Consider the following 22,071-nt stretch of genomic DNA (forward strand, 5'->3'; position numbering starts at 1 on the left):
AGGCAGCGGCGCGATGGTGCATCGCTGACAAACAGGAGGAAGAATCATGGGCCGCACACTGGCCGAGAAGGTCTGGGAGCAACACGTAGTCCGGCGCGCCGAGGGCGAACCGGACCTGCTCTACATCGACCTGCACCTCATTCACGAGGTGACCAGCCCGCAGGCGTTCGACGGGCTCCGTCTCGCCGGTCGGAAGGTGCGGCGGCCCGATCTCACGATCGCCACCGAGGACCACAACGTGCCGACCGTGCTCGGCCCGATCTCCGACCCGGTGTCCAAGACGCAGGTCGAGACGCTGCGCAAGAACGCCGCCGAGTTCGGCATCAGGCTCCATCCGATGGGTGACGCCGGTCAGGGCGTGGTGCACATCATCGGCCCGCAGTTCGGGCTGACGCAGCCGGGCATGACGATCGTGTGTGGTGACTCCCACACGTCGACGCACGGCGCGTTCGGCGGCATCGCGTTCGGCATCGGCACCTCCGAGGTCGAGCACGTGCTGGCCACGCAGACGCTGCCCGCGTACCGGCCCAAGACGATGGCCATCGAGGTCTCCGGCGAGCTGCCCACGGGCGTCACGGCCAAGGACCTGATCCTGGCCATCATCGCCAAGATCGGCACCGGCGGCGGCCAGGGCTACATCGTCGAATACCGCGGCGAGGCCGTACGCAAGCTCTCCATGGAGGGCCGGATGACGGTCTGCAACATGTCGATCGAGGCGGGCGCCCGCGCCGGCATGATCGCGCCGGACGAGACCACGTTCGCGTACCTCAAAGGCCGCCCGCACGCCCCCGAGGGTGAGGCATGGGACCAGGCCGTCGAATACTGGAAGTCGCTGCGCACCGACGACGACGCCGTGTTCGACAAGGTCGTGGAGATCGACGCCTCGACGCTGACTCCGTACGTCACGTGGGGCACCAACCCCGGGCAGGGCCTGCCGCTGGGCGAGTCCGTCCCGTCCCCGGAGAGCTTCTCCGACCCCGTCGAGCGCTCGGCCGCCGAGCGGGCCCTGCAGTACATGGGTCTGACCGCCGGCACGCCGCTGCGCGAGATCGAGGTCGACACGGTGTTCGTCGGCTCGTGCACCAACGGCCGCATCGAGGACCTGCGCTCGGCCGCCGAGATCCTGCGCGGCCGCCAGGTGAAGACCCGCACGCTGATCGTGCCCGGCTCCATGCTGGTCAAGCTGCAGGCCGAGCAGGAGGGCCTGCACGAGGTGTTCAAGGCCGCTGGCGCCGAGTGGCGCGAGGCGGGCTGCTCGATGTGCCTGGGCATGAACCCCGACACGCTCCAGCCCGGTGAGCGCAGCGCCTCCACCTCCAACCGCAACTTCGAGGGCCGCCAGGGCAAGGGTGGCCGCACCCACCTGGTGTCGCCGCAGGTCGCCGCCGCGACCGCCGTGACCGGCCGCCTCACCGCGCCCGCCGACCTCTAAAGGAGCCACTTCCCATGGACGCTTTCACCACCCACACCGGTACGGCGGTGCCGCTGCGCCGCAGCAACGTGGACACCGACCAGATCATCCCGGCCGTCTGGCTCAAGCAGGTCAGCCGCACCGGCTTCGAGAAGGGCCTGTTCGCGGCCTGGCGCGAGGACCCCACGTTCGTGCTGAACGACCCGTCCTACGAGGGCGGCTCGATCCTCGTCTCCGGTCCCGACTTCGGCACCGGCTCCTCGCGCGAGCACGCGGTCTGGGCGCTGCAGCAGTACGGGTTCCGCGTCGTGATCGCCGCCCGCTTCGGCGACATCTTCAGGAACAACTCCACGAAGATGGGCCTGCTGCCGGTCGTCCTGCCGGGCGACAAGGTCGAGGCCCTGCAGGCGGCCGTCGAGGCGGACCCGAAGCTGGAGATCACCGTCGACCTGGCCGAACGCCAGGTCCGCTGGGCCGGCGAGGTCGTGCCGTTCGAGATCGACGACTACACCCGCTGGCGGCTCATGGAAGGCCTTGACGACATCGGGCTGACCCTGCGTCACGCCGACGAAGTGGCGGCGTACGAGAATGGTCGGCAGCCATGGCTGCCGACGACCGTCTAGAAGACGACGAACTGGCGCGGCGGTTGCGCGAGGCGCACCGCCGCGTCCGCATGCTTCCCGCGGCCGAGAAGGCCAGGCTGGCCCGTCGTTACCTCGCGATCTGCGACCTGGCGAAGCGGGATCCGGAAAGAGCCGCCGCCCGCCTTGACGCCTTTCTGGCCTCGCTCGACACGCCACGCAGTGAGGAAAACACGTTCGGTGATTGAGTTCCTCCGTGATCCAGCCTACTTTCGACCGCGTAAGGGGTTTCTACGTCGAACTCGTGAGCTGGAACCCCGAGCCGTAACTGGGGGAGCAGGACTTTCATGAACAAGCGAGAACTCGTCGAGGCCATCGCGGATCGGGTGGGCGACAGGAAGACGGCCACCGAGGCCGTAAACGCGGTCATCGACGCCATCCAGAAGGCCGTGGCCAGCGGCGACAAGGTCTCGATCACGGGCTTCGGCGCGTTCGAGATGGTGAACAAGCCCGCCCGCACGGCCAGGAACCCGTCCACCGGCGCGGAAATCAACGTTCCCGAGAGCTGGGGGCCGAAGTTCCGCCCGGGATCCGACTTCAAGGAGCTGGTCAACCAGGGCGGCAAGAAAGTCGGAAAGAAGAAGTAGTCCCAGCGCAGCTGCACGCCCGGGCCTCGGCCCGGGCGTTCGCTTTTGGCGGCGCAATCCGCCGGCCGCTCGGCCCTCGATTTACCCGGCGTCGTTCGCGGGGCGCGGCTGAGCGAATGCGGCCGGGACCGGGAAGGTCGAGAGCGTGATGTAGGTGATCTCCCCGCCGGCCACCGCGAGGTTGACCCGCTGGCCCGTGCGCAGCAGCCGCAGCGGCCCCGCGTCGAAGGCGGGCGTGCCGAACTCCAGCACGGTCCCGTCGTCCAGGAACACCGTGCCCGAGCGCGTGGCCTCGTCGAAGCTGCGTACCGTCCCCTGCACGCAGATCAGCGTAATTGGTTTGCCCCTGCCCTGCGAGGCAAGAAAGATCTCTTGTCATGGTGCGTGCGGGCGACTTCTGGCGATTCGTGTGGGCGAACGGTGTCACGCAGATGGGCACCCAGGTCACGGTCGTGGCCCTGCCGCTGACGGCGCTTCTCGTCCTGGACGCCGGAGCCTTCGAGCTCGGCCTGCTGTCGGCGGCCGAGATGCTCGCCTTCCTGCTGATCGGCCTGCCCGCGGGCGTGTGGGTGGACCGGGCGCGCCGCCGCCCGATCCTCATCTGGTCCGACCTCGCGCGCGGCGTGGCGCTGCTGTCGATCCCGGTGGCGGCCTGGCTCGGCGTGCTGACGCTGCCCCAGCTCTACGCCGTCGCCCTGGTGCTGGGAGTGGGTACGGTCTTCTTCGACGTCGCCCACATGAGCTTCCTGCCCGCCATCGTGACCAAGGAGCGCCTCGAACGCGGCAACGGCGTCCTGGAGGTCACCAGGACCGCCTCGACGCTCGCGGGGCCGGGCGTCGGAGGCTGGATGGTGGCGGCGTTCACCGCGCCGTTCGCGCTGCTCGCCGACGCCGTCAGCTATCTCGTCTCGGCGCTCCTGCTGTCGGGCGTGCGGGCTCAGGAGAGCCCGCGGCGCGGCGAGCGCAGGTTACTGCGGCACGAGGTGGCCGAGGGCATCACGTTCGTCGCCAAGGAGCGGGTCCTGCGCAGGATCGCGGTCGTCGGCGCCGTGACCATGATGGCCAACAGCATCTGCACGGTCGGCCTGCCGCTCTACCTGTTCAAGCAGCTCGGCCTCGGCTCGGGCCTGTACGGGCTGCTGCTGTCGGCCGCCGCCGTCGGCTCCATCGTGGGCGCCGCGCTGGTGGCCCGCGTCACGGCCCGCTTCGGCACCGGCCGCACCCTGTACGGCTCCGCCGTCCTGGCGACCCTGCTCTACCTGCCCGCCCTGGCGACCGGCCCCGGCTGGCGGCTGCTGATCTATCCGGTGGCCGCGTCGCTGTTCGGGGTGGCCAGCTCGATCTTCGGGATCGCTCAGCTCAGCTACCGTCAGCGCATCACCCCCGAGCACCTGCTCGGTCGGGTCAACGCCAGCATGCGCTTCCTGATGTGGGGAGCCTTCCCGCTGGGCGGTCTGGTCGGCGGCGCTCTGGGGGAGTGGTTCGGCGGCTACGCGGTCTTCGCCGCGGGCGTGGCCCTGATGGGCCTGTCACATCTGGCGGTGGTGACCTCGCCCGCCATCATGAAGGCGTCCGTGCCCCTCTCATGAGGGCCACAGCTCGGCGACCACCGCGGCCGTGTGCCGGCCGAGGCCAAGCGCGATGGCCGCGCGCAGGTCGTCAGGGGTGTCCACGTCACGCCGTACGGACTCGATCCCCGGCAGGCACAGCTCCTTGGCCCCGCCCGCCAGATGCTTGGCCCGCGACTCCCCGCCGAACCTCGGCGTGAACGGCATCCCGGGCCGTACCCCGTAGAAGGTCGTCCCGACGTCGAGCGCGTCCGGCACGAACGCCTGGTCCAGCTCGGCCGCCGCCGACAGCGCCACCCCCAGCTCCGACGAGCGCAGGGCGGGAAGATCCGCCTGGAGCGCCCCGACCGCGTCGCCGGGCGCGACGCGTACGGCATGGGCGGCCCCTGTCCGCAAGGCGGTGTTCAGCCCGCGGTCCGGGTCGGGCACCACCTCGGCCCCCAGCGCGCCCAGCGGCCCCGCGGCGGCGGGATCGGCCGTCACCACGATCACCCGGGCGACGTGCGCGCACGCGAGCGCCGCCGCCACGGTGTCGCTGGCCACCGCCACTGCCAGCCGGATGCGATGCGGACCCGTCGCCGCGGCCAGCCTCGTCTTCGCCGCGACCAGCGTCTTCACCGGGATCACCAGGGACCAGCGGATGCTCATAGTCTTAAGGATCCCGCCTCGACATCCCGCGCGGCCACCCGGGAGACTTGGGGCGCACCCCGTAAGTGTTGGAGGAGTCCATGAGCCGCCCCACGCGCCCGTCGCGTTTCTGGGAAACTTTGGCAGTAGTTATCGTGAAACCACTGTCCCGGCTCCTGGTCAAGAGGGACTGGCGCCGAGGGGAGCGCATCCCGCGCACCGGCGGCGTGATCATCGCGACCAACCATCTCTCCTGGGCCGATCCCGTCCTGCTCTCCCACTTCCTCTACAACAACGGCCGCTGGCCGGTGATCCTGGCCAAGGCCGCGCTGTTCAAGGTGCCGTTCCTGGGCAGGGCCGTGACGGGGCTGCTCGCCATCCCCGTCTACCGCGGCAGCGCCGAGGCGGCCAATTCGCTGAACGTCTCCGCTCAGCGGCTCAAGGACGGCTGCGCGATCCTGTTCTACCCCGAGGGCACCTGCACCCGCGATCCCGGCCTGTGGCCCATGGTGGGCAAGACGGGCGCGGCCCGGCTGGCGCTGGAGAGCGGCGCGCCGGTCATCCCGGTGGCCCACTGGGGCGCGCATGAGCTGCTGCCCTATGGGGAGAAGAAGCCCAGACTGTTCCCGCGCAAGACTTTCCACGTGACGGTGGGGCCACCGGTGGACCTGTCGAAGTACGAGGGCAGGTCGACGCACGCGGAGGTGCTGCGCGAGGCGACGGCCGACATCATGGCGGCCATCACCGAGCAGCTCGCCGAGCTGCGCGGCGAGAAGGGTCCCGAGACTCCCTACGATCCGTCCAGGCGGTGATGGCATGACGAAGGTGGCCGTGTTCGGCACGGGTTCGTGGGGCACCACATTCGCGATGATCCTCGCGGAGGCAGGCAACGAGGTCACGCTGTGGGGGCGCAGGCGGGAGCTGGTCGAGGCGATCGACCGCGACCACATGAACCCCGACTACCTGCCGGGCATCTCGCTCCCCGAGAAGCTGCGCGCCACGACCGACCCGGCGCGGGCGCTCGACGGGGCCGAGTTCGTGGTGCTGGTCGTGCCGTCGCAGCAGCTGCGGCCCAACCTGGCCGCCTGGCGCGAGCACATCCCGCCGAACGCGGTCCTGGTGAGCCTGATGAAGGGCATCGAGCTGGGCACGACCAAGCGGATGAGCGAGGTCATCCGCGAGGTCGCCGAGGTGCCCGAGGAGCGCGTCGCGGTCGTCTCGGGTCCCAACCTGGCCAAGGAGATCGCCGGGCGCCAGCCCGCCGCCACGGTCGTCGCCTGCACCGACGAGTCGGTCGCCGCCCGTCTCCAGGCGATCTGCCACCTGCCGCCGTGGTTCCGCCCGTACACCAATCCCGACGTGGTCGGCGTCGAGCTCGGCGGCGCCGTGAAGAACGTGATCGCGCTGGCCGTGGGCGTCTCCGCGGGCATGGGCATGGGCGACAACGTCAGCGCCATGCTCATCACCAGGGGGCTGGCCGAGATCTCCCGCCTGGGCGCGGCGCTCGGGGCCGACCAGCACACGTTCGCGGGGCTCGCCGGGATGGGAGACCTCGTGGCGACCTGCACCTCGCCGCTGTCGCGCAACCGCACCTTCGGCGAGAACCTGGGCAGGGGCATGACCCTCGAGGAGGTCGTGGCCGCCACCAAGCAGACCGCGGAGGGCGTGAAGTCGTGTGAGTCCGTCCTGGAGCTGGCCAGGAAGCACGACGTCGAGATGCCGATCACCGAGGTCGTCGTCGGGGTGGTGCACGACGGCATGTCTCCCGCCGAGGCGGGCATGCTGCTCATGTCCCGCTCACCGAAACCCGAGCGTTACGGCATCTAACACACCGGGAGAAAGACCTGATTACGGCGTGCTCGGCTCGCTGTGACCGGGACACCCCGGTAGATTCGGACACCATGAGCAAGCCACGCGTCGCCGTCGTTTTCGGAGGCCGCAATTCTGAGCACGCCGTGTCCCTGATGGGCGCGGGCAGCGTGCTGGATGCGATCGACAGGAGCAAGTACGAGGTGATCCCCATCGGGATCGCCCAGGACGGCAGGTGGGTGCTGGCCGCTTCCGACCAGCGGTTCGCCATCGAGTCGGGCGAGCTGCCCGTCGTCGACACCTCGGGCGCGGCGCTGGCGCTGCCGTCCGGGGGGAGTTCGCTGGTGGCGTACGACTCCGGCAGCATCCCCGTGGAGCTCGGCTCCGTGGACGTGGTCTTCCCCGTCATGCACGGGCCGTTCGCCGAGGACGGCACGATCCAGGGGCTGCTGGAGATGGCCGGGGTGCGCTATGTCGGCTCCGGCGTGCTGGCCAGCGCCGTGGGCATGGACAAGGCGTACATGAAGACCGTGATGGCCGCCGCGGGCCTGCCGACCGGCCCCTACGTCGTCGTACGCGACCGCGACTGGCGGCTCGACCGCGGCCGCGTGCTCAAGGAGGCGGAGTCGCTGGGCTGGCCGGTGTTCGTCAAACCCGCCAGGGCCGGCTCGTCGCAGGGCATCTCCAAGGCCTCCGACCTGGCGGAGCTGGAGGCGGCCGTGGAGTTCGCCAGGCAGCACGACCCCAAGGTGCTCATCGAGGCGGCGATCGCGGGCCGCGAGATCGAGTGCGCGGTGCTGGAGTCGCTCGGCGACGAGCCCGCGGTGGCGTCGGCGCCCGGCGAGGTGCGGGTCGAGGGCGGTCAGGAGTTCTTCGACTTCGAGGCGAAGTACTACCCCGACCAGATGTCGCTCACCGTGCCCGCCGACATTCCCGAGGAGACGGCCGCGGAGCTGCGGGCGATGGCCGTGCGCGCGTTCGAGGCGCTCGACTGCGAGGGGCTCGCGCGGGTCGACTTCTTCTACACGCCCGACGGCGAGCTGGTACTCAACGAGATCAACACCATGCCCGGCTTCACGTCGCTGTCGGTGGCGCCGCAGCTCTGGGCCGCCTCGGGCCTGGACTACCCGGCGCTGGTCGACCGGCTCATCCAGCTCGCGCTGTCACGGCCGACGGGACTGCGTTGACGTCTCGTTCAACGTGCTCTGCCGAGGGCGGCAGGGCTGCGCCGGCGGATCAGCGGGGCGGCGTCGAGACCTGGGAGATCGGCTTCGACAGGTCCGCGAGCACTTCGGCGGCCACGTGGTCGCCGCCGACCGTGACCTCCACGTAGGCCGTGTCCGTCACCGCGGTGAACAGGGCGGGCTTTTCCGGGTCGGCGAACCAGCCCACCCCGCCGACCTCCTGGAGCTGGTCGGTGGGCGCCATCCTGGCCGGCCTCGGCACGCCGCAGCGCAGCGCGATGGCGGCATCGCCCCAGACGGCCACGTACGGCGACTCCGGTGTGGACGTGCCACGCGCGGCGCCGTCGAGCGTCTGGGGCAGCAGTGTCGCCAGCTTGTCGCAGGCCGCCACCGCGTCGCCCTGGGGCTTGGGCGGATCGACCTGCACGGTGCCGCCGCAACCGGCGAGTGCCAGGAGAACGAGCAGGACGGCGGCGGCACGCATGCGACGACTACCTTCAGATGTGAACGATCGGACAGGTAAGAGTACGCGTGATGCCCTCCACTGCCTGAATCTGGGCCACCACGAGCTTGCCCAGCTCGTCGACGTTGTTGGCCTCCGCGCGCACGATGACGTCGTAGGGACCCGTCACGTCTTCAGCCTGGGTGACGCCGGGAATCCCGGAAATCTCCTGAGCCACCGCGGCAGCCTTGCCGACCTCGGTCTGAATAAGGATGTAGGCCTGCACCATCACGTCCTCCCAGGCGATTGGATCACGCCGAACCGCCACCGTACCCTGTGTGCATCAGGAGGTGCGTCATCACAGTCGGAGATCTCGGCGAATTCGGAGTGATAAATCGTATTACCGGACGTCTGCCCCAGGGCGCGGCAGTGATGCTAGGCCCGGGTGACGACGCCGCTGTCATCGGCGCGTCCGACGGCCGTGTGGTGGTCTCAACGGATCTGCTGATCGAGGGTAGGCACTTTCGGCGCGATTGGTCCAGCGGCTATGACGTGGGCCGCAAGGCCGCGGCCCAGAACCTGGCCGACGTGGCGGCCATGGGCGCCGAGCCGACGTCCATCGTGGTCGGGCTGGGCATGCCCGCCGACCTCCCTTTGACGTGGCTGGACGACCTCACGGACGGGTTCCGCGACGAGTGCGCCGTGGTCGGGGCGAGCGTGGCCGGGGGCGACATCACGAGGTGCGACCTGGTGGTCATCGGTGTGACCGCGCTGGGCGACCTGGGCGGGCGGGCGCCTGTGACGCGCTCCGGAGCCAGGCCCGGGCAGGTGGTGGCGGTGACCGGCCGGCTGGGGTACGCCGCCGCCGGGTGGGCGCTGCTGGAGGCGGGCGTGCCGCTGAACGCCGTTCTCGAGGAGGCCGTGGTGGCGCATCGGCGGCCCTGTCCTCCGTACGCGATGGGGCCGCAGGCGGCGGCGCTGGGCGCGAGCGCGATGCTGGACGTCAGCGACGGGCTGCTGCAGGACCTCGGCCACGTCGCCGAGGCAAGCGGCGTGCGTATCGAGCTGGATCCGGGGGCGTTCGCGGTGGGAGAGCCCGTGGCCGTCGCGGCCAAGGAACTGGGGTCCGACCCACTGGAGTGGGTGCTCACGGGCGGTGAGGACCACGCGCTCGCCGCGGTTTTCCCCTCAGAGGTACGCCTGCCGCCATCGTGGCAGGTCGTGGGCCGGGTGATCGAGGGCGAGGGCGTTCTGGTGCGCGGGCGCGAGATCGGTCGGCGCGGGTGGGATCACTTTCGGTAACACCTTGTCCCGATTTACGTGACATTTTCCTGATTTGAGGTGGGACTACGGGGATTGTTGTGACAACGGTGTAGTGAAGGTGTTATGAAGATTGGCGGCCACTGTAACCGCGAGAAAGGGCAGCCATGGGCCGCCACGGCACAGGTGGATCCGACGACGGGGAAGAACGGGGGAGCGACAGCGCATTCTGGGGTCCTGACGAGCAGGCCGAGCCGCCGGGCTGGCCCTCGTTGCCGGACGCACCAGAGGTGACAGGCCAGTGGGCTCCCATGCCGCGGCGCACGGACGGGCCGCCGCAGCGTGGGCCGCAGCCCGAGCCGTTCGAGACCACCGGGGCCTTCGCGCTGCCCAACGACCTCGCCGGCGGCGTTTCCCCGGCCAACGACCCCGCGCGTGCCTTCCCGCCGCCGAGCTCAGGGGAGGAGGCCGGGCCGTTCGAGACGACGGGCGCCTTCGTCCGTCCGTCGGAGTGGGGCCCTCCCGCTGACCACCCGGCCCCTCGCGCCGAACGAGGCCCTTTCGACCCGCCGGGTCCCTTCGACGGGCCCATGGAGCGCACGAGCTTCTTCGACGGCCCGGACGCGCAGGATCCTTCCGAGCGCACGGCTTTCTTCGACGGCCCGCATGCGCCCGGCCCTTCGGAGCGCACGGCTTTCTTCGACGGCCCGCATGCGCCCGGCCCTTCGGAGCGCACGGCCTTTTTCGACGGCCCGAATGCACCTGGTCCTGAGGAGCGCACGGCTTTCTTCGGCGGTCCGGACGCGCCCGGCCCTGACGAGCGCACGGCCTTCCTCAACGGCCCCGATGTGCAGGGTGACGCTTTCGCCGGGCCTCATGGCGACCGTACCGGACGGTTCGACGTCCCCATGTCGGCCGGCCCGCCCGAGCCGGGAGACGTCAAGGTGGCCGGGGAGCCGACGGCCGTGCAGGCGCCTGCCTGGGCGAACGCCGAGACCGGCTTCCTCGGTCCCGACTGGTCGCAGGACGGCGGCCTCGACGAGCCGGACGAGCCCAAGGGCCGCCGCGGACGCCGTGGCGGCGGACGCGGTGGTGGCGGCGACGACGTGCTCGCCGCGCCCTCCTCGGGCGGAGGCAAGGGCCGGGTCGCGCTGCTTTCTGTCGCCGCAGTGGCGGTCGTGCTGGGCGGCACCGTGGCGGGCGTCAAGTTCATGAGCTCGTCGAGCGATCCGGGCAAGTGCGCGGGTACGACCTGTGCCGCCGTACAGGCGACCAGTAACCAGCCGGGCCCCGAGGTCGCCCAGCCGAGCGAGGAGCAGACCGAGCCCTCTGAGGAGCCGACGGAGGAGCCGTCCGAGAAGGACACCAAGCCCTCCGCGACCCCGTCGCCGACGGCCTCCTACAGCGCCCGCACGCCGCGGCGCACCTCGTCCGCCACGCCGACGCCGACCAAGACCAAGGTGAAGACGTCCAAGGAGCCGACGGAGGACCCGACGCCGCCGCCCGCCGAGGAGAGCGTGTCCGAGTCTCCGACCGAGGAGCCGTCGACGCTGGACGACTCCGACACCGGTGGCGCGCCCACCAGCGGCGCCACGCCCCTCCCCACCAATACGGGCACCTTCGGTTCCGGCGCCGGCTCGATGAACGTCCGGCAGGTCATCAAGCAGGGCCCGCTCGGCTACAAGGCCGACATGACGCTCTCGAACACGTCCCGCCAGACGATCGAGAACCCCACCGTGTCCGTCCCCGTCGAGGGCAAGGTCATGAGCGTGTCCGGAGCCCAGTGGACCCAGGACGGCGATCTGCTGATCCTCGACCTGTCGGCGTCGCTGGCGACGGGCGACTCGGTCGCCGTCTCGTTCACCGCCACGGGCAAGGGTGCGAAGGCCGCGAACTGCGGGCTGGTCAGCGGGGCCTGCGCCGTCAGCTGAGTGGTTGGATGGGGATATGACTCCTCCCCGCGTGCTGACCGTCGCCGGCTCCGACTCAGGGGGCGGCGCGGGCATCCAGGCCGACCTGAAGACCATGATGGCCATGGGCGTCCACGGCATGAGCGTCATCGCCGCGGTGACGGCACAGAACTCGCTGGGCGTCCAGGGCTACTGGGAGCTGCCGCCCGAGGCCGTGCGGGCGCAGCTCGACTCGGTGCTCGGCGACATCGGCGCGCAGGCGGTGAAGACCGGCATGCTGGCCTCTCCCGTCCTGGTCGAAACGGTGGCCGGTGTGCTCGGCTCGTACGCCGCCCCGGTGGTCGTGGACCCCGTCGGGGTGTCGAAGCACGGCGACGCGCTGCTCGCGCCCGAGGCCGTCGAGACGGTCCGGACGCGGCTGCTGCCCGTGGCCACCGTGGTGACGCCGAACCTGTGGGAGGTGGAGCAGCTCACCTCCGTCAAGGTGGAGGACGAGGACGGGCTGAGGCGGGCCGCGGACGCCGTGCTGGAGCTGGGGCCCACCTGGGCGCTGATCAAGGGCGGTCACCTGCCCGGGGCGCCGGTCGACCTGCTCACGGACGGCACCAGCGAATACCGCTTCACCGCCGAACGCCTCGACAACCGCCACACCCACGGCACGGGCTGCACGCTGGCCTCCGCCATCGCCTCCCGGCTCGCGCTGGGTGACGACGTGCCGGAGGCGGTGGGCAAGGCGAAGGAGTACGTGACGGGCGCCATCGCGCATGGCTTCCCCTTGGGCGGCGGCATCGGACCGGTGGACCACGCCTGGCGCTGGCGCTGACCGCCGATCCCTGAGCCCCTCTGCGGCCCTCCTGTCCCGCCACAGCGCCCGGCGCCGCCGGTGCCGGGCTCGTGGCGCCTGTGGAGGGGCGCTGCCCGTGTCGGGGCGCAGGAGAGCATGCCGGGCCGCGTCCCGTCGGACGGGCGGGGTACTCCCCGCGGTGAGAGGCGCAGGCGGCGGGCATGGTTGCGGCGCTCGGAGTTGCGGTGGCCAGGGGGCAGCCGTCCGTAGCCCCGGTGAGCCGCTGCGGTTGCCCCATTGAGGGGTCGGCCGATGACGCCTGTGGCCGCGCTGGGAGACGAAAACGCGCAAGCCCGCGGCTCCACAAGGAGCGACGGGCTTGCGCGAGAAAGTGTGGACTTAGCGGGTGACCTTGCCCGCCTTGATGCACGAGGTGCACACGTTCAGCTTCTTCGGCGTCCCGCCGACGACCGCGCGAACCGTCTGAATGTTGGGGTTCCAACGACGACGGGTACGGCGGTGGGAGTGGGACACGTTGTTGCCGAAGGTCGGGCCCTTGCGGCAGACATCGCAGACGGAAGCCACGGTTCGCTCCTTAAAACAGTCGATGTAGCCCTGTCCGCGGATGCTTTCCGGGCGGAGGGCATGCCGGGACAACCGGCCAGCCAGACGAGAATATCCGATCCACACCGATGGGCGCGAACTGGAACGCTGGACCGCAGGCCCGGCGGCGATATTCTCCATCGACAACGGTAGCGCATAGGGGGCCGGGAGGGCGCAGATGAAGATCCTCGACCCGCCCGCGGTGCGCCGCTGGGCCCGCCTGGCCGCCGAGGCGCTGGGCCGGGCCAGAGCGGAGATCGACGCGCTCAACGTGTTCCCGGTGGCCGACGGCGACACCGGCACCAACCTCCACCTGACCATGCTGTCCGCGGCCGAGGCCGTCGAGTCGCTGCCCGACGACGTGGACCCGGCCGTGATGTGGCAGACGCTCTCGTACGGCGCCCTGGTCGGGGCCCGTGGCAACTCCGGGGTGATCGTCAGCCAGGCGTTACGCGGTCTCGCCGAGGTGCTGAAGGACGGCCCCGACCTGCGGGCCGGGCTGCACCGGGCCGCCGTGCTGGCCAGGGAGGCGGTGGCCAGGCCGGTGGAGGGCACGGTGCTGAGCGTGCTGGAGTCCGCCGCGCGAGCCGTACAGGACATGGACGGGGACGATCTGGCCGAGGTGGCGCGGGAGGCGGCGGGTGAGGCCCGCGCCGCGCTGCGCCGCACGCCCGGCCAGCTGGAGGTGCTGGCCCGCAGCGGCGTGGTCGACGCGGGCGGCGCGGGGGCGGCGATCGTGCTGGAGACGCTGGCCGCCGTGATCACCGACTCCTACACCGACCACTACGACGTGCCGGCGCCGACCGCCAAGGTCTCGCCGATGACCGAGGTGGGCGCGGGGTACGAGGTGATGTACCTGCTGGAGGCCGACGACGCGGCGGTGGCCGCGCTGCGCGAGGAGCTCGACGCCATGGGCGACTCGCTCGTCGTGGTCGGCGGCGGAGGCCTGTGGAACGTGCACGTCCACGTGGCCGAGGCGGGCCCCGCCGTGGAGGCGGGCGTGCGGGCCGGGCGGCCGCACCGGATCCGGATCACGTACCTGGCCGAGCGGACCCACCGCGGCAGCGCGGGCAGGGGCGTGGTGGCGGTGGCCGCGGGGGACGGGATCGCGGCGCTCTTCGAGGAGTGCGGCGCCGTCGTCGTACGGCGCGCGCCCGGCACGCGGCCCACGCTCTCCGCCATGCTGGCCGCGATCACGCAGGCCGGCAGCGAGGTCGCGGTCCTGCCGAACGACGAGGGCGTCAGGTCGATCGCCGCCGCGGCCGCGGAGATCGCCCGCGAGGACGGGGTCACGGTCAGCGTGCTGCCCACGGAGGCGACCGTGCAGGGGCTCGCGGCCCTGGCCGTGCACGATCCGCTGCGCCGCTTCGACGACGACGTGGTGGCGATGACCGACGCCGCGGGCCACACGCGGTACGGGCACGTGACGGTGGCGGACCGTGAGGCGGTCACGAGCGCGGGGGTGTGCCGCCCCGGGGACGTGCTCGGCATGATCGACGGGGATGTCGCGGTGATCGGCGGCTCGCTCGACCGGGTGGCGACCATGGTCGTGGACCGGATGGTGGCGGGCGGCGGCGAGCTGGTGACCGTGGTCACGGGCTCGGAGGCGCCGCACGGGCTGGCCGAGCGTCTGGAGGAGCACCTGGGACGTACGCGGCCGGACGTCGACCTGGTCGTGTACGACGGCGAGCAGGGCGGCTACCCGCTCCTGATCGGCGTGGAGTGACGTGACGCCGGCCTGATCGGCGTGGAGTGAGGTGACATCGGCCTGATCGGCCTCGAGTGACGTGACGCCGGGCCGATGAACGGGATTCCTGTCGGGCCGAGGCGGTAGAACTTAATGCCGTGAGCCGTTTCGACGAGCCTCTGACGAAGGCGCTCGACCCGAAGACCGCCAAGCTCCTGCACAGCGTGCTCGAGTTGGAGACGGTCGGCGACCTGCTGCGCCACTACCCGCGTCGCTACGCCGAGCGCGGCGAGCTGACCTCGCTCGACGCGCTGGAGGTCGACGAGCACGTCACCGTGGTGGGCGAGGTGACCAGGCTCATGCGCAAGCCCATGCGCAACCGCGGCGGCACCTGGCTGGAGGTCGAGGTCGTCGACGGAAACGGCAACAAGCTCTACCTGTCGTTCTTCGGCAAGGGCTCGCATGTGGCGGAGTCGCGGCTCAAGCCGGGGCGGCGGGGCATGTTCGCGGGCAAGGTGGGGCTGTTCGGGTCGCGTACGAGCCCGCGCTGGCAGCTCACGCACCCGGAGTTCGAGCTGTTCGAGGAGAGCGAGGCGAGCGCGGAGGAGTTCGCGTCGGCGCCGGTGCCGATCTATCCGGCGGGCAAGGACCTCACGCCGTGGGCGATCAGGCGCGCGGTCGGCGTCGTGCTCGACACGCTGGGCCCGCTCGAGGACCCGCTGCCCGCCGCGCTCCGGGCCCGCCACGGCCTGCAGGACCTGGGCGAGGCGCTGGTGGCCATTCACCGGCCGAAGGACTTCGCCGAGGTGGGGCGGGCGCGCAAGAGGCTGAAGTTCGACGAGGCGTTCGTGCTGCAGTCCGTGCTGCTGCAGCGGCGCCAGGCCGCCGGTGCGCTGCCCGCCAAGGCGAGGCCCGGGCGTTCCGATGGCATGCTGGCCGACTTCGACGCGCGGCTGCCGTTCTCGCTGACGGAGGGGCAGGCACAGGTCGGTGCGGAGATCGCCGCCGACCTCGCGGGCGAGCACCCGATGCACCGGCTGCTGCAGGGTGAGGTCGGCGCGGGCAAGACGGTGGTGGCGCTGCGGGCGATGCTCCAGGTGGTCGACTCAGGCGGCCAGGCGGTGCTGCTGGCGCCCACGGAGGTGCTGGCCCAGCAGCACCACCGCTCGATCACCAACATGCTGGGCGATCTGGCGCAGGGGGGCATGTTCGGGGGCACGGCGGTCACGCTGCTGACCGGCTCGATGGGCGCCGCCGCGCGCCGCGCGGCCCTGCTCGACGCCGCCTCGGGCACGGCGGGGATCGTCGTGGGCACGCACGCGCTGCTCCAGGAGCACGTGCAGTTCGCCGACCTGGGGCTGGTCGTGGTGGACGAGCAGCACCGGTTCGGGGTCGAGCAGCGTGACGCGCTGCGCGAGAAGGCGGGCGGCGGGCGGCCGCACGTCCTGGTCATGACCGCCACCCCGATCCCGCGCACGGTCGCCATGACGGTCTTCGGCGACCTGGAGGTCTCGACGCTGTCCCAGCTCCCGGCCGGTCGCGCCCCCATCTCCACCCACGTGGTCCCGGCGGCCGAGAAGCCGCACTATCTCGAACGCACGTGGGAGCGGGTCCGGGAGGAGGTGGCCCTGGGGCGCCAGGCGTACATCGTGTGCCCGCGCATCGGCGACCTGGAGGGCGACGAGGGCGACCTGGCGGCGGCCGGCGGCGACGACGAGCGCCGCCCGCCGCTCGCGGTCCTCGACGTGGCCGAGCTCCTCAAGAGCGGCCCCTTCCACGACCTGCGCGTCGGCACGCTCCACGGCAAGCTCCCGCCGGAGGAGAAGGACGCGATCATGCGTTCGTTCACGCGGAGCGAGCTGGACGTCCTGGTGGCCACCACGGTCATCGAGGTGGGTGTGGACGTGCCCAACTCCTCCGTCATGATCATCATGGACGCCGACCGCTTCGGCGTCTCGCAGCTCCACCAGCTCCGCGGCCGCGTCGGCCGCGGTGGCCTCCCGGGCCTGTGCCTCCTGGTCTCCGACTTCCCCGAGGGCACCCCGGCCCGCGCCCGCCTGGACGCGGTGGCCGCCACCTTGGACGGCTTCGAGCTGTCGCGCGTGGACCTGGAGCAGCGGCGGGAGGGCGACGTGCTGGGTGCGGCGCAGTCGGGCAAGCGATCGTCGCTGAAACTGCTGCAGCTGCTGCGGGACGAGGACGTGATCGCCACCGCCCGCGACGAGGCGGCCGCCCTGCTCGCCGAGGACCCGGACCTGACCACCCACGAGGGGCTGAGGGCCGAGATCGGCCGCTTGCTGGCCGACGAGCGGGCCGAATACCTGGAGAAGACCTGACGCGTCATGTAAAAGGCCCAGCCGCGGGGACGGCCTCCCCCCGAATGCCGTCCCCGGCTGGGCCCACCCTCGGGTCAGGTGCCGAGGGAACCGGCGTGCGGAAGGGCTCACGATCACGCCGGTCGGCCTCCATGTGGGTCACCTTGAAGGCCGCAGAACTCATCATGCGGAACGACCGGGGCGATGTGAATCACCCTTGCGCACTCCAGGGAGACACTTGTCCACTCTTGACCTGCATGAACATGCGGAACAATAGGTCACATGACGCGGATCATCGCAGGCAGCGCGGGTGGCAGGAGGCTCGTGGTCCCGCCGGGGCGTGGCACGAGGCCCACCAGCGACAGGGCGAGAGAAGGGATCTTCTTGACTCTCGACTCGCTGTACGGGCTCGACGGCGTCCGCCTGATCGACCTGTACGCCGGATCCGGGGCGATCGGCCTGGAGGCCCTGTCGAGGGGAGCGAAGGAGGCCGTGCTGGTCGAGTCCGACCCCAGGGCCGTGCGGACCATCAAGGCGAACGTCCAGACGCTCGGCCTCGAAGGCGCCAAGGTGATCGCGGACAAGGTCGAGCGGCTGCTCGGGAAGGCTCCTGACGAGCCGTACGACATCGTCTTCGCCGATCCGCCCTATGCCACGTCCGACGCCGAAGTGCAGCGCGTTCTGGAGCTGCTGCGGGACAACGGGTGGCTCTCGGATGAGGCATTGGTGGCATTCGAGAGGGAAAGCAGGGGAAAGGCACTGATGTGGCCAGAAGGCTACGTTGAGGAGAGGGTCCGTCGTTATGGCGAAGCGTCCGTTTGGTACGGTCGCGCCGCCGGGAACCCGTAGACCTGGGAGGCGTCTTGCGCCGCGTAGTCTGCCCGGGGTCGTTCGACCCCATCACCAATGGCCACCTCGACATCATCGGCCGCTCCGCCCACCTGTATGACGAGGTGACCGTGGCAGTCCTCATCAACGTCGAGAAAAGCAGCCTGTTCACGGTGGATGAGCGAATCGACATCCTGCAGGCCGTGACCAAGGACTATCCGAACGTCAAGGTGCGGAAATTCCACGGACTGCTGGTCGATTTCTGCAAGCAGAACGACATCCCCGCCATCGTCAAGGGCATCAGGGTGGTCAGCGACTTCGACTACGAGCTGCAGATGGCGCAGCTCAACTATCGCCTGTCAGGGGTCGAGACGCTTTTCATGCCCACCAATCCCGAATACTCGTTCCTGTCCTCCAGCAGGGTGAAGGAGATCGCCAGATATGGTGGGGATGTGTCGGGCCTCGTACCCGATCTTGTGCACAAGCTGCTCATCGAGCGGCTCAGGGGCTGAGCGCGACCTGCTATCCTTTCATTTCGGCCTTGTACGACGGCGATCGTCTCGCCATGCCTAGCGAGAGCAGGATGACTCAGCACCTCGACCCCCGCTCCCCGTGGGTGATCTCCACTCATGACCTCGGAAAGCGGCCGGGCACGATGAGGCAGATGACTCTGACCCTCCCGGCACCGGCGGATCTCGGCGTCGACATGATCGGTGTCCCCAAGGACGCCGAAGTCGAGCTGGACCTCCGGCTCGAAGCAGTGATGGAAGGCGTGCTCGTGTCAGGCACGGCGCAGACCCCGCTCGCCGGGGAGTGCGCGCGCTGCCTCGACCCGGTCTCCTCGGAGATCGAGGTGGACCTGCAGGAGCTGTTCTTCTACTCCGACGAGGACGCCTCGGAGGAGGACTCACTGCTCGACGGTGAGCTGCTCGACCTCGAGCCGACGTTCCGTGACGCGGTGGTGCTGGCGCTGCCGCTGAGCCCTGTGTGCCGTGAGGACTGCGAGGGGCTCTGCACGGAGTGTGGGATCAAGCTGGCCGAGGCCGGCGAGGATCACCGGCACGAGAAGGTCGATGCCCGTTGGGCGTCGTTGCAAGGTCTGGTTACCGACAAAGATAACGATCAGGAGAAGTGACGTGGCCGTCCCGAAGCGAAAGATGTCGCGGAGTAACACCCGCCACCGTCGCTCCCAGTGGAAGACGACTGCTGTCGCCCTGGTGAGCTGCCCGCAGTGCCGTTCGCCCAAGCAGCCGCACATCGCGTGCCCCACCTGCGGCACCTACAACCGCCGTCAGGTCATCGAGCCGTCCGCCTGATCCCTGTCTGACAAGAGATCTGCCCGTCGGACTTCCGTACCACTGTTGTGCTCGGCTGAGGCCGTGGCGGCAGTCCACATCGCAGGTTTCTCATCAGCGCTTGACGTGATGCCGACCGGGTGCCATTGTGCCTCGGTCGGCGTTACCGTCTCAGGTGCGTACGGCGGCGGTTCGCCCGCGGCCGTGGTGGACGCCGGGGCTACGCGTTACCCCGACGCCCACCACGTTTTCGGGCATCTTCCGCAGCCGGCGCGCGCCATGCGAAAGATGTCCGAGGAGGAAAGACGTGGGCGCAGGTCCTAAGCCGGTGGCCGTGGAGGTCGCCAGAGACGAGCTTGAGCGGGTCCTGTCGGTCGGGCTCGACCCCGACATCCTGGAGCGGGCGCTGACCCACCGCTCCTACGCGTACGAGAACGGTGGCCTGCCCACCAACGAGCGCCTGGAGTTCCTGGGCGACTCGGTGCTGGGCCTGGTGGTCACCGACACCCTCTACCGCAACCACCCCGACCTGCCCGAGGGCCAGCTGGCGAAGCTGCGTGCCGCGGTGGTCAACATGCGGGCGCTGGCCGACGTGGCCAGAAACCTGGGCCTGGGCCGGTTCCTGCGGCTCGGCAGGGGCGAGGAGGGCACCGGCGGCCGCGACAAGTCGTCGATCCTGGCCGACACCCTCGAGGCGCTGATCGGCGCGATCTACGTCGACAAGGGGCTCGACGAGGCGTTCCGGGTGGTGCACGTGCTGTTCGACCCGCTGATCGTCCGCTCGGCCTCGCTCGGGGCCGGGCTCGACTGGAAGACCTCGCTGCAGGAGCTGACCGCCTCCGAGGCGCTCGGCGTGCCTGAATACCACGTCGAGGAGAGCGGCCCCGACCACGCCAAGTCGTTCACGGCCATGGTGCGGGTCGGCGGCGAGTCGTACGGGTCGGGCACCGGGCGCAGCAAGAAGGAGGCCGAGCAGCAGGCGGCCGAGGCGGCCTGGACCCGCATCAGGGCCAGGCGCGAGCAGCGCGAGAGCCAGCCCGCCGGCTGAACGGGCCCTCCGGATGTGTCCGGAGGGCGATAATGAGGTTGCCGCCCGAAGCGCCCGGGGCACCGCCCGGGGCGCCCGAAGGTGCCCGAGTCACAGGGGTCTGAGGTGCCTGAGCTGCCAGAGGTCGAGGTCGTCAGGCGCGGCCTCGCGCAATGGGTCACCGGGCGTGAGATCGCCTCGGCGGAGGTCCTGCACCCCCGCGCGATCAGGCGGCACGTGCCCGGGGCCGACGAGTTCACGGCCCGGCTGAAGGGCCGGGAGGTGCTGTCCGCCGAGCGCCGTGGCAAATACCTGTGGCTCCGGCTGTCTGGCGCCGAGGAAGCCCTCATGGCCCATCTGGGGATGAGCGGTCAACTGCTGGTGGTCGACCAGGACTCGCCGCTGGAGAAGCATCTCCGGGTACGCGTCCGCTTCGAGGACGGCGGGCCAGACCTTCGCTTCGTCGACCAGCGGACGTTCGGCCACGTCATGGTCACGCCCCTGGTCGGCGGCGTGCCGGAGCCGATCTCCCACATCGCTCCCGACCCGTTCGAGGCGGTGTTCGACGAGGCCGAGTTCGCCCGCAGACTCAGGGCCAGGCACACCGAGATCAAGCGGGCGCTGCTCGACCAGTCGCTGATCAGCGGCGTCGGCAACATCTACGCGGACGAGGCCCTGTGGATGGCCCGGCTCCACTGGGCCAGGCCCACGCACACGCTCACGCGCCCCAAGATCGACGAGTTGCTGGCCGCCGTGCGCACGGTCATGGCGTCCGCGCTGCGGGCCGGCGGCACCTCGTTCGACAGCCTGTACGTGAACGTCAACGGCGAGAGCGGCTACTTCGAGCGCTCCCTGGAGGTGTACGGCCGGCGCGACCTGCCCTGCTCGCGCTGCGGCACCCCGATCAGGCGCGAGCCGTTCATGAACCGGTCGTCCTACTCCTGCCCCAGATGCCAGCGACGACCGCGGTGAGCACCGCCAGCCCGGCGCCCAGCCACATCGTGGCCGAGATCGAGAACCCGTCCACGACCCTGCCGCCGGCGAACGCGCCGAGCGCGATGGAGAGGTTGAAGGCGCTGACGAAGAGCGCCGTGCCGAGCTCGCCGCCGCCCGCCCGCATGATCCACAGCTGCAGCGTCACCCCGACGCCCCCGTAGCCCGCGCCCCACACCACCAGCACGGCCAGGGGAAGGCCGATCGCGGGCAGCGCCGCCGTGGCCAGCGCCATGAGCGCGGCCAGGATGATCAGCACCGGCTTCGGGTTCCTGGCCGCCCACGCCCCTGCGGCGAAGTTGCCGGCCACGCCCGCGGCGCCGTACACGAGGAGGACGGTGCTGACGAGCGCCGGATCGGCGTGCGAGATCTGCTCCAGGAACGGCCGGACGTAGGTGTAGGCCGCGAAGTGGCCGGACACGATCAGGACGGTCATGACGAGGACGGTCTTGAGCGGCCCCGAGAGCCATCCTTGCCGGGTGCCCGAGGCCTGGGCGGAGGTCTCGCCGGGCAGGGGCGGCAGCGTCGCGTACAGGACCGCGATCAGGGCCAGCGCCACCACCCCCATCGCGGCGAACGCGCTGCGCCAGCCCGCGAACGACGAGACGAACGTCGCCGCGGGCACCCCCAGCACCGACGCCACGGAAACCCCGGCAAGGATGATCGAGGTGGCCCTGCCGACGGACCGCTCCGGCACCAGCCGGGTCGCCAGACCGGCCGCGAAGGCCCAGAACCCCCCGATGCTCACCCCGGTCAGCACCCGGCCGGCCAGGATGACGGGATAGCTCGGTGCGAACGCGCACGCCAGGTTCGCCGCCGCCAGCAGTGCCATCAGCCCGATCAGGACGGCCCGCCGGTCCAGCCGGCGGGTGGTCATCGCCAGCACGGGGGCCGAGACGGCGGCGATCAGCCCAGGGGCGGACATCATCAGCCCGGCCGTCCCGTCGGAGACCCCAAGGGTGGCGGCGATCGAGGTCAGCAGCCCGACGGGCAGCATCTCGCTGGTCACGATGGTGAAGGTGCCCACCGCGACCGTCGACACCGCCAGCCAGCGAGCCCTTGTAGCAGGGGAAACTTCGGTCATGGTCATGCCACTCAGC

Annotated in this window: 25 protein-coding genes; 19 read left to right on the forward strand and 6 right to left on the reverse strand. The window is 70.7% G+C overall.

All coding sequences use genetic code 11. The annotated features are described in order from the left end of the window. Positions 1-46 precede the first annotated feature (46 nt). The 4 genes from leuC (at position 47) to AB0J64_RS41640 (ending at position 2,639) form a co-directional block, all read left to right on the forward strand. Entirely contained in the window at positions 47-1,432 is a 1,386-nt protein-coding gene (gene leuC / locus AB0J64_RS41625) for a 3-isopropylmalate dehydratase large subunit (protein WP_364040476.1), read from the forward strand. A 14-nt stretch (positions 1,433-1,446) separates the two neighbouring features. Further along, a complete protein-coding gene (leuD, locus tag AB0J64_RS41630) occupies positions 1,447-2,034 on the forward strand; it encodes a 3-isopropylmalate dehydratase small subunit (protein ID WP_364040479.1) in 588 nt (195 codons plus the stop codon). Next, entirely contained in the window at positions 2,013-2,240 is a 228-nt protein-coding gene (locus tag AB0J64_RS41635; RefSeq protein ID WP_344991498.1) for a hypothetical protein, read from the forward strand. Before leuD ends, AB0J64_RS41635 begins: the two co-directional genes overlap by 22 nt. Positions 2,241-2,339: 99 nt before the next feature. Then, a complete protein-coding gene (locus AB0J64_RS41640) occupies positions 2,340-2,639 on the forward strand; it encodes an HU family DNA-binding protein (RefSeq protein WP_344991495.1) in 300 nt (99 codons plus the stop codon). 81 nt (positions 2,640-2,720) lie between these two features. On the opposite strand, the gene AB0J64_RS41645 is transcribed toward AB0J64_RS41640, so the two are convergent. Beyond that, entirely contained in the window at positions 2,721-2,960 is a 240-nt protein-coding gene (locus AB0J64_RS41645; protein ID WP_364040484.1) for a hypothetical protein, read from the reverse strand. 56 nt (positions 2,961-3,016) lie between these two features. Here AB0J64_RS41645 and AB0J64_RS41650 point away from each other — a divergent pair, with 56 nt between their 5' ends. Then, a complete protein-coding gene (locus tag AB0J64_RS41650; protein ID WP_364040487.1) occupies positions 3,017-4,228 on the forward strand; it encodes an MFS transporter in 1,212 nt (403 codons plus the stop codon). Here the strand turns inward: AB0J64_RS41650 and cofC are convergent. Next, on the reverse strand, positions 4,223-4,855 hold the full coding sequence (gene cofC, locus AB0J64_RS41655; RefSeq protein WP_364040490.1) for a 2-phospho-L-lactate guanylyltransferase: 633 nt from the start codon (positions 4,853-4,855) through the stop codon (positions 4,223-4,225). The genes AB0J64_RS41650 and cofC overlap by 6 nt on opposite strands. A 134-nt stretch (positions 4,856-4,989) precedes the next feature. Between cofC and AB0J64_RS41660 the strand changes: the two genes are divergently transcribed. From AB0J64_RS41660 to AB0J64_RS41670, 3 genes are all read left to right on the forward strand, one after another. Continuing rightward, entirely contained in the window at positions 4,990-5,646 is a 657-nt protein-coding gene (locus AB0J64_RS41660; protein WP_364040493.1) for a lysophospholipid acyltransferase family protein, read from the forward strand. Between the two features lie 4 nt (positions 5,647-5,650). After that, entirely contained in the window at positions 5,651-6,661 is a 1,011-nt protein-coding gene (locus AB0J64_RS41665) for an NAD(P)H-dependent glycerol-3-phosphate dehydrogenase (RefSeq protein WP_364040496.1), read from the forward strand. A gap of 74 nt (positions 6,662-6,735) precedes the next feature. Then, positions 6,736-7,830 carry a D-alanine--D-alanine ligase family protein gene (locus AB0J64_RS41670; RefSeq protein WP_364040499.1) on the forward strand — a complete coding sequence of 365 codons (1,095 nt, stop codon included), beginning with the start codon at positions 6,736-6,738 and terminating at the stop codon, positions 7,828-7,830. Between the two features lie 49 nt (positions 7,831-7,879). Here the strand turns inward: AB0J64_RS41670 and AB0J64_RS41675 are convergent, their stop codons facing one another. Both AB0J64_RS41675 and AB0J64_RS41680 read right to left on the reverse strand, forming a co-directional pair. Further along, on the reverse strand, positions 7,880-8,311 hold the full coding sequence (locus AB0J64_RS41675) for a DUF3515 family protein (RefSeq protein WP_364040502.1): 432 nt from the start codon (positions 8,309-8,311) through the stop codon (positions 7,880-7,882). 13 nt (positions 8,312-8,324) lie between these two features. Beyond that, positions 8,325-8,558, reverse strand: a complete 234-nt coding sequence (locus tag AB0J64_RS41680) for an Lrp/AsnC ligand binding domain-containing protein (protein ID WP_344991475.1) — start codon at positions 8,556-8,558, stop codon at positions 8,325-8,327. Positions 8,559-8,611: 53 nt separating this feature from the next. Between AB0J64_RS41680 and AB0J64_RS41685 the strand changes: the two genes are divergently transcribed. The 3 genes from AB0J64_RS41685 to thiD all read left to right on the forward strand — a co-directional run bounded on the left by AB0J64_RS41685 (position 8,612) and on the right by thiD (position 12,262). Beyond that, positions 8,612-9,571 carry a thiamine-phosphate kinase gene (locus AB0J64_RS41685; RefSeq protein ID WP_364040584.1) on the forward strand — a complete coding sequence of 320 codons (960 nt, stop codon included), beginning with the start codon at positions 8,612-8,614 and terminating at the stop codon, positions 9,569-9,571. Positions 9,572-9,840: 269 nt separating this feature from the next. After that, positions 9,841-11,460, forward strand: coding sequence for a hypothetical protein (locus AB0J64_RS41690; protein WP_364040506.1), 1,620 nt, complete (start codon positions 9,841-9,843; stop codon positions 11,458-11,460). Positions 11,461-11,476: 16 nt separating this feature from the next. Further along, a complete protein-coding gene (gene thiD, locus AB0J64_RS41695; RefSeq protein WP_364040509.1) occupies positions 11,477-12,262 on the forward strand; it encodes a bifunctional hydroxymethylpyrimidine kinase/phosphomethylpyrimidine kinase in 786 nt (261 codons plus the stop codon). 360 nt (positions 12,263-12,622) lie between these two features. Here thiD and rpmB read toward each other — a convergent pair whose 3' ends face one another. Continuing rightward, entirely contained in the window at positions 12,623-12,808 is a 186-nt protein-coding gene (gene rpmB / locus AB0J64_RS41700) for a 50S ribosomal protein L28 (protein ID WP_043618345.1), read from the reverse strand. 196 nt (positions 12,809-13,004) lie between these two features. On the opposite strand from rpmB, the gene AB0J64_RS41705 reads away from it, so the two are divergent. The 8 genes from AB0J64_RS41705 to mutM all read left to right on the forward strand — a co-directional run bounded on the left by AB0J64_RS41705 (position 13,005) and on the right by mutM (position 20,950). Then, positions 13,005-14,552, forward strand: a complete 1,548-nt coding sequence (locus AB0J64_RS41705; protein ID WP_364040512.1) for a DAK2 domain-containing protein — start codon at positions 13,005-13,007, stop codon at positions 14,550-14,552. Positions 14,553-14,671: 119 nt separating this feature from the next. After that, positions 14,672-16,849 carry an ATP-dependent DNA helicase RecG gene (gene recG / locus AB0J64_RS41710; protein WP_364040515.1) on the forward strand — a complete coding sequence of 726 codons (2,178 nt, stop codon included), beginning with the start codon at positions 14,672-14,674 and terminating at the stop codon, positions 16,847-16,849. A gap of 261 nt (positions 16,850-17,110) precedes the next feature. Next, positions 17,111-17,677, forward strand: coding sequence for a 16S rRNA (guanine(966)-N(2))-methyltransferase RsmD (gene rsmD / locus AB0J64_RS41715; RefSeq protein ID WP_364040518.1), 567 nt, complete (start codon positions 17,111-17,113; stop codon positions 17,675-17,677). A 14-nt stretch (positions 17,678-17,691) separates the two neighbouring features. Continuing rightward, entirely contained in the window at positions 17,692-18,168 is a 477-nt protein-coding gene (gene coaD / locus AB0J64_RS41720) for a pantetheine-phosphate adenylyltransferase (protein ID WP_364040521.1), read from the forward strand. 71 nt (positions 18,169-18,239) lie between these two features. Next, positions 18,240-18,791 (forward strand): YceD family protein, encoded by a 552-nt coding sequence (locus AB0J64_RS41725; protein ID WP_364040524.1) that lies wholly within the window; start codon positions 18,240-18,242, stop codon positions 18,789-18,791. A 1-nt stretch (position 18,792) separates the two neighbouring features. Beyond that, positions 18,793-18,972, forward strand: coding sequence for a 50S ribosomal protein L32 (gene rpmF, locus AB0J64_RS41730; protein ID WP_139632166.1), 180 nt, complete (start codon positions 18,793-18,795; stop codon positions 18,970-18,972). A 307-nt stretch (positions 18,973-19,279) separates the two neighbouring features. After that, positions 19,280-19,999 carry a ribonuclease III gene (gene rnc / locus AB0J64_RS41735; RefSeq protein WP_344992999.1) on the forward strand — a complete coding sequence of 240 codons (720 nt, stop codon included), beginning with the start codon at positions 19,280-19,282 and terminating at the stop codon, positions 19,997-19,999. Between the two features lie 105 nt (positions 20,000-20,104). Continuing rightward, positions 20,105-20,950: a bifunctional DNA-formamidopyrimidine glycosylase/DNA-(apurinic or apyrimidinic site) lyase gene (gene mutM, locus AB0J64_RS41740; protein ID WP_364040527.1), complete on the forward strand. Its 846-nt coding sequence runs from the start codon at positions 20,105-20,107 to the stop codon at positions 20,948-20,950. Here the strand turns inward: mutM and AB0J64_RS41745 are convergent. After that, a complete protein-coding gene (locus AB0J64_RS41745) occupies positions 20,898-22,061 on the reverse strand; it encodes an MFS transporter (protein WP_364040530.1) in 1,164 nt (387 codons plus the stop codon). The two genes, mutM and AB0J64_RS41745, sit on opposite strands and share 53 nt — an antisense overlap. Positions 22,062-22,071: the final 10 nt, after the last annotated feature.

The sequence above is a fragment of the Nonomuraea sp. NPDC049695 genome (assembly GCF_040674955.1).
Taxonomy (GTDB): domain Bacteria; phylum Actinomycetota; class Actinomycetes; order Streptosporangiales; family Streptosporangiaceae; genus Nonomuraea; species Nonomuraea helvata.

Excerpts from the sequence above, each read along its gene's own strand:
- leuD (WP_364040479.1), top strand. The coding sequence starts at position 1,447 with ATGGACGCTTTCACCACCCACACCGGTACGGCGGTGCCGCTGCGCCGC.
- AB0J64_RS41650 (WP_364040487.1), top strand. The coding sequence starts at position 3,017 with ATGGTGCGTGCGGGCGACTTCTGGCGATTCGTGTGGGCGAACGGTGTC.
- AB0J64_RS41675 (WP_364040502.1), bottom strand. The coding sequence starts at position 8,311 with ATGCGTGCCGCCGCCGTCCTGCTCGTTCTCCTGGCACTCGCCGGTTGC.
- rsmD (WP_364040518.1), top strand. The coding sequence starts at position 17,111 with ATGACGCGGATCATCGCAGGCAGCGCGGGTGGCAGGAGGCTCGTGGTC.
- AB0J64_RS41680 (WP_344991475.1), bottom strand. The coding sequence starts at position 8,558 with ATGGTGCAGGCCTACATCCTTATTCAGACCGAGGTCGGCAAGGCTGCC.
- AB0J64_RS41745 (WP_364040530.1), bottom strand. The coding sequence starts at position 22,061 with ATGACCATGACCGAAGTTTCCCCTGCTACAAGGGCTCGCTGGCTGGCG.
- cofC (WP_364040490.1), bottom strand. The coding sequence starts at position 4,855 with ATGAGCATCCGCTGGTCCCTGGTGATCCCGGTGAAGACGCTGGTCGCG.
- AB0J64_RS41670 (WP_364040499.1), top strand. The coding sequence starts at position 6,736 with ATGAGCAAGCCACGCGTCGCCGTCGTTTTCGGAGGCCGCAATTCTGAG.
- AB0J64_RS41665 (WP_364040496.1), top strand. The coding sequence starts at position 5,651 with ATGACGAAGGTGGCCGTGTTCGGCACGGGTTCGTGGGGCACCACATTC.
- thiD (WP_364040509.1), top strand. The coding sequence starts at position 11,477 with ATGACTCCTCCCCGCGTGCTGACCGTCGCCGGCTCCGACTCAGGGGGC.
- AB0J64_RS41725 (WP_364040524.1), top strand. The coding sequence starts at position 18,240 with ATGACTCAGCACCTCGACCCCCGCTCCCCGTGGGTGATCTCCACTCAT.
- leuC (WP_364040476.1), top strand. The coding sequence starts at position 47 with ATGGGCCGCACACTGGCCGAGAAGGTCTGGGAGCAACACGTAGTCCGG.
- AB0J64_RS41705 (WP_364040512.1), top strand. The coding sequence starts at position 13,005 with ATGAAGATCCTCGACCCGCCCGCGGTGCGCCGCTGGGCCCGCCTGGCC.
- AB0J64_RS41640 (WP_344991495.1), top strand. The coding sequence starts at position 2,340 with ATGAACAAGCGAGAACTCGTCGAGGCCATCGCGGATCGGGTGGGCGAC.
- AB0J64_RS41635 (WP_344991498.1), top strand. The coding sequence starts at position 2,013 with ATGGCTGCCGACGACCGTCTAGAAGACGACGAACTGGCGCGGCGGTTG.
- AB0J64_RS41690 (WP_364040506.1), top strand. The coding sequence starts at position 9,841 with ATGCCGCGGCGCACGGACGGGCCGCCGCAGCGTGGGCCGCAGCCCGAG.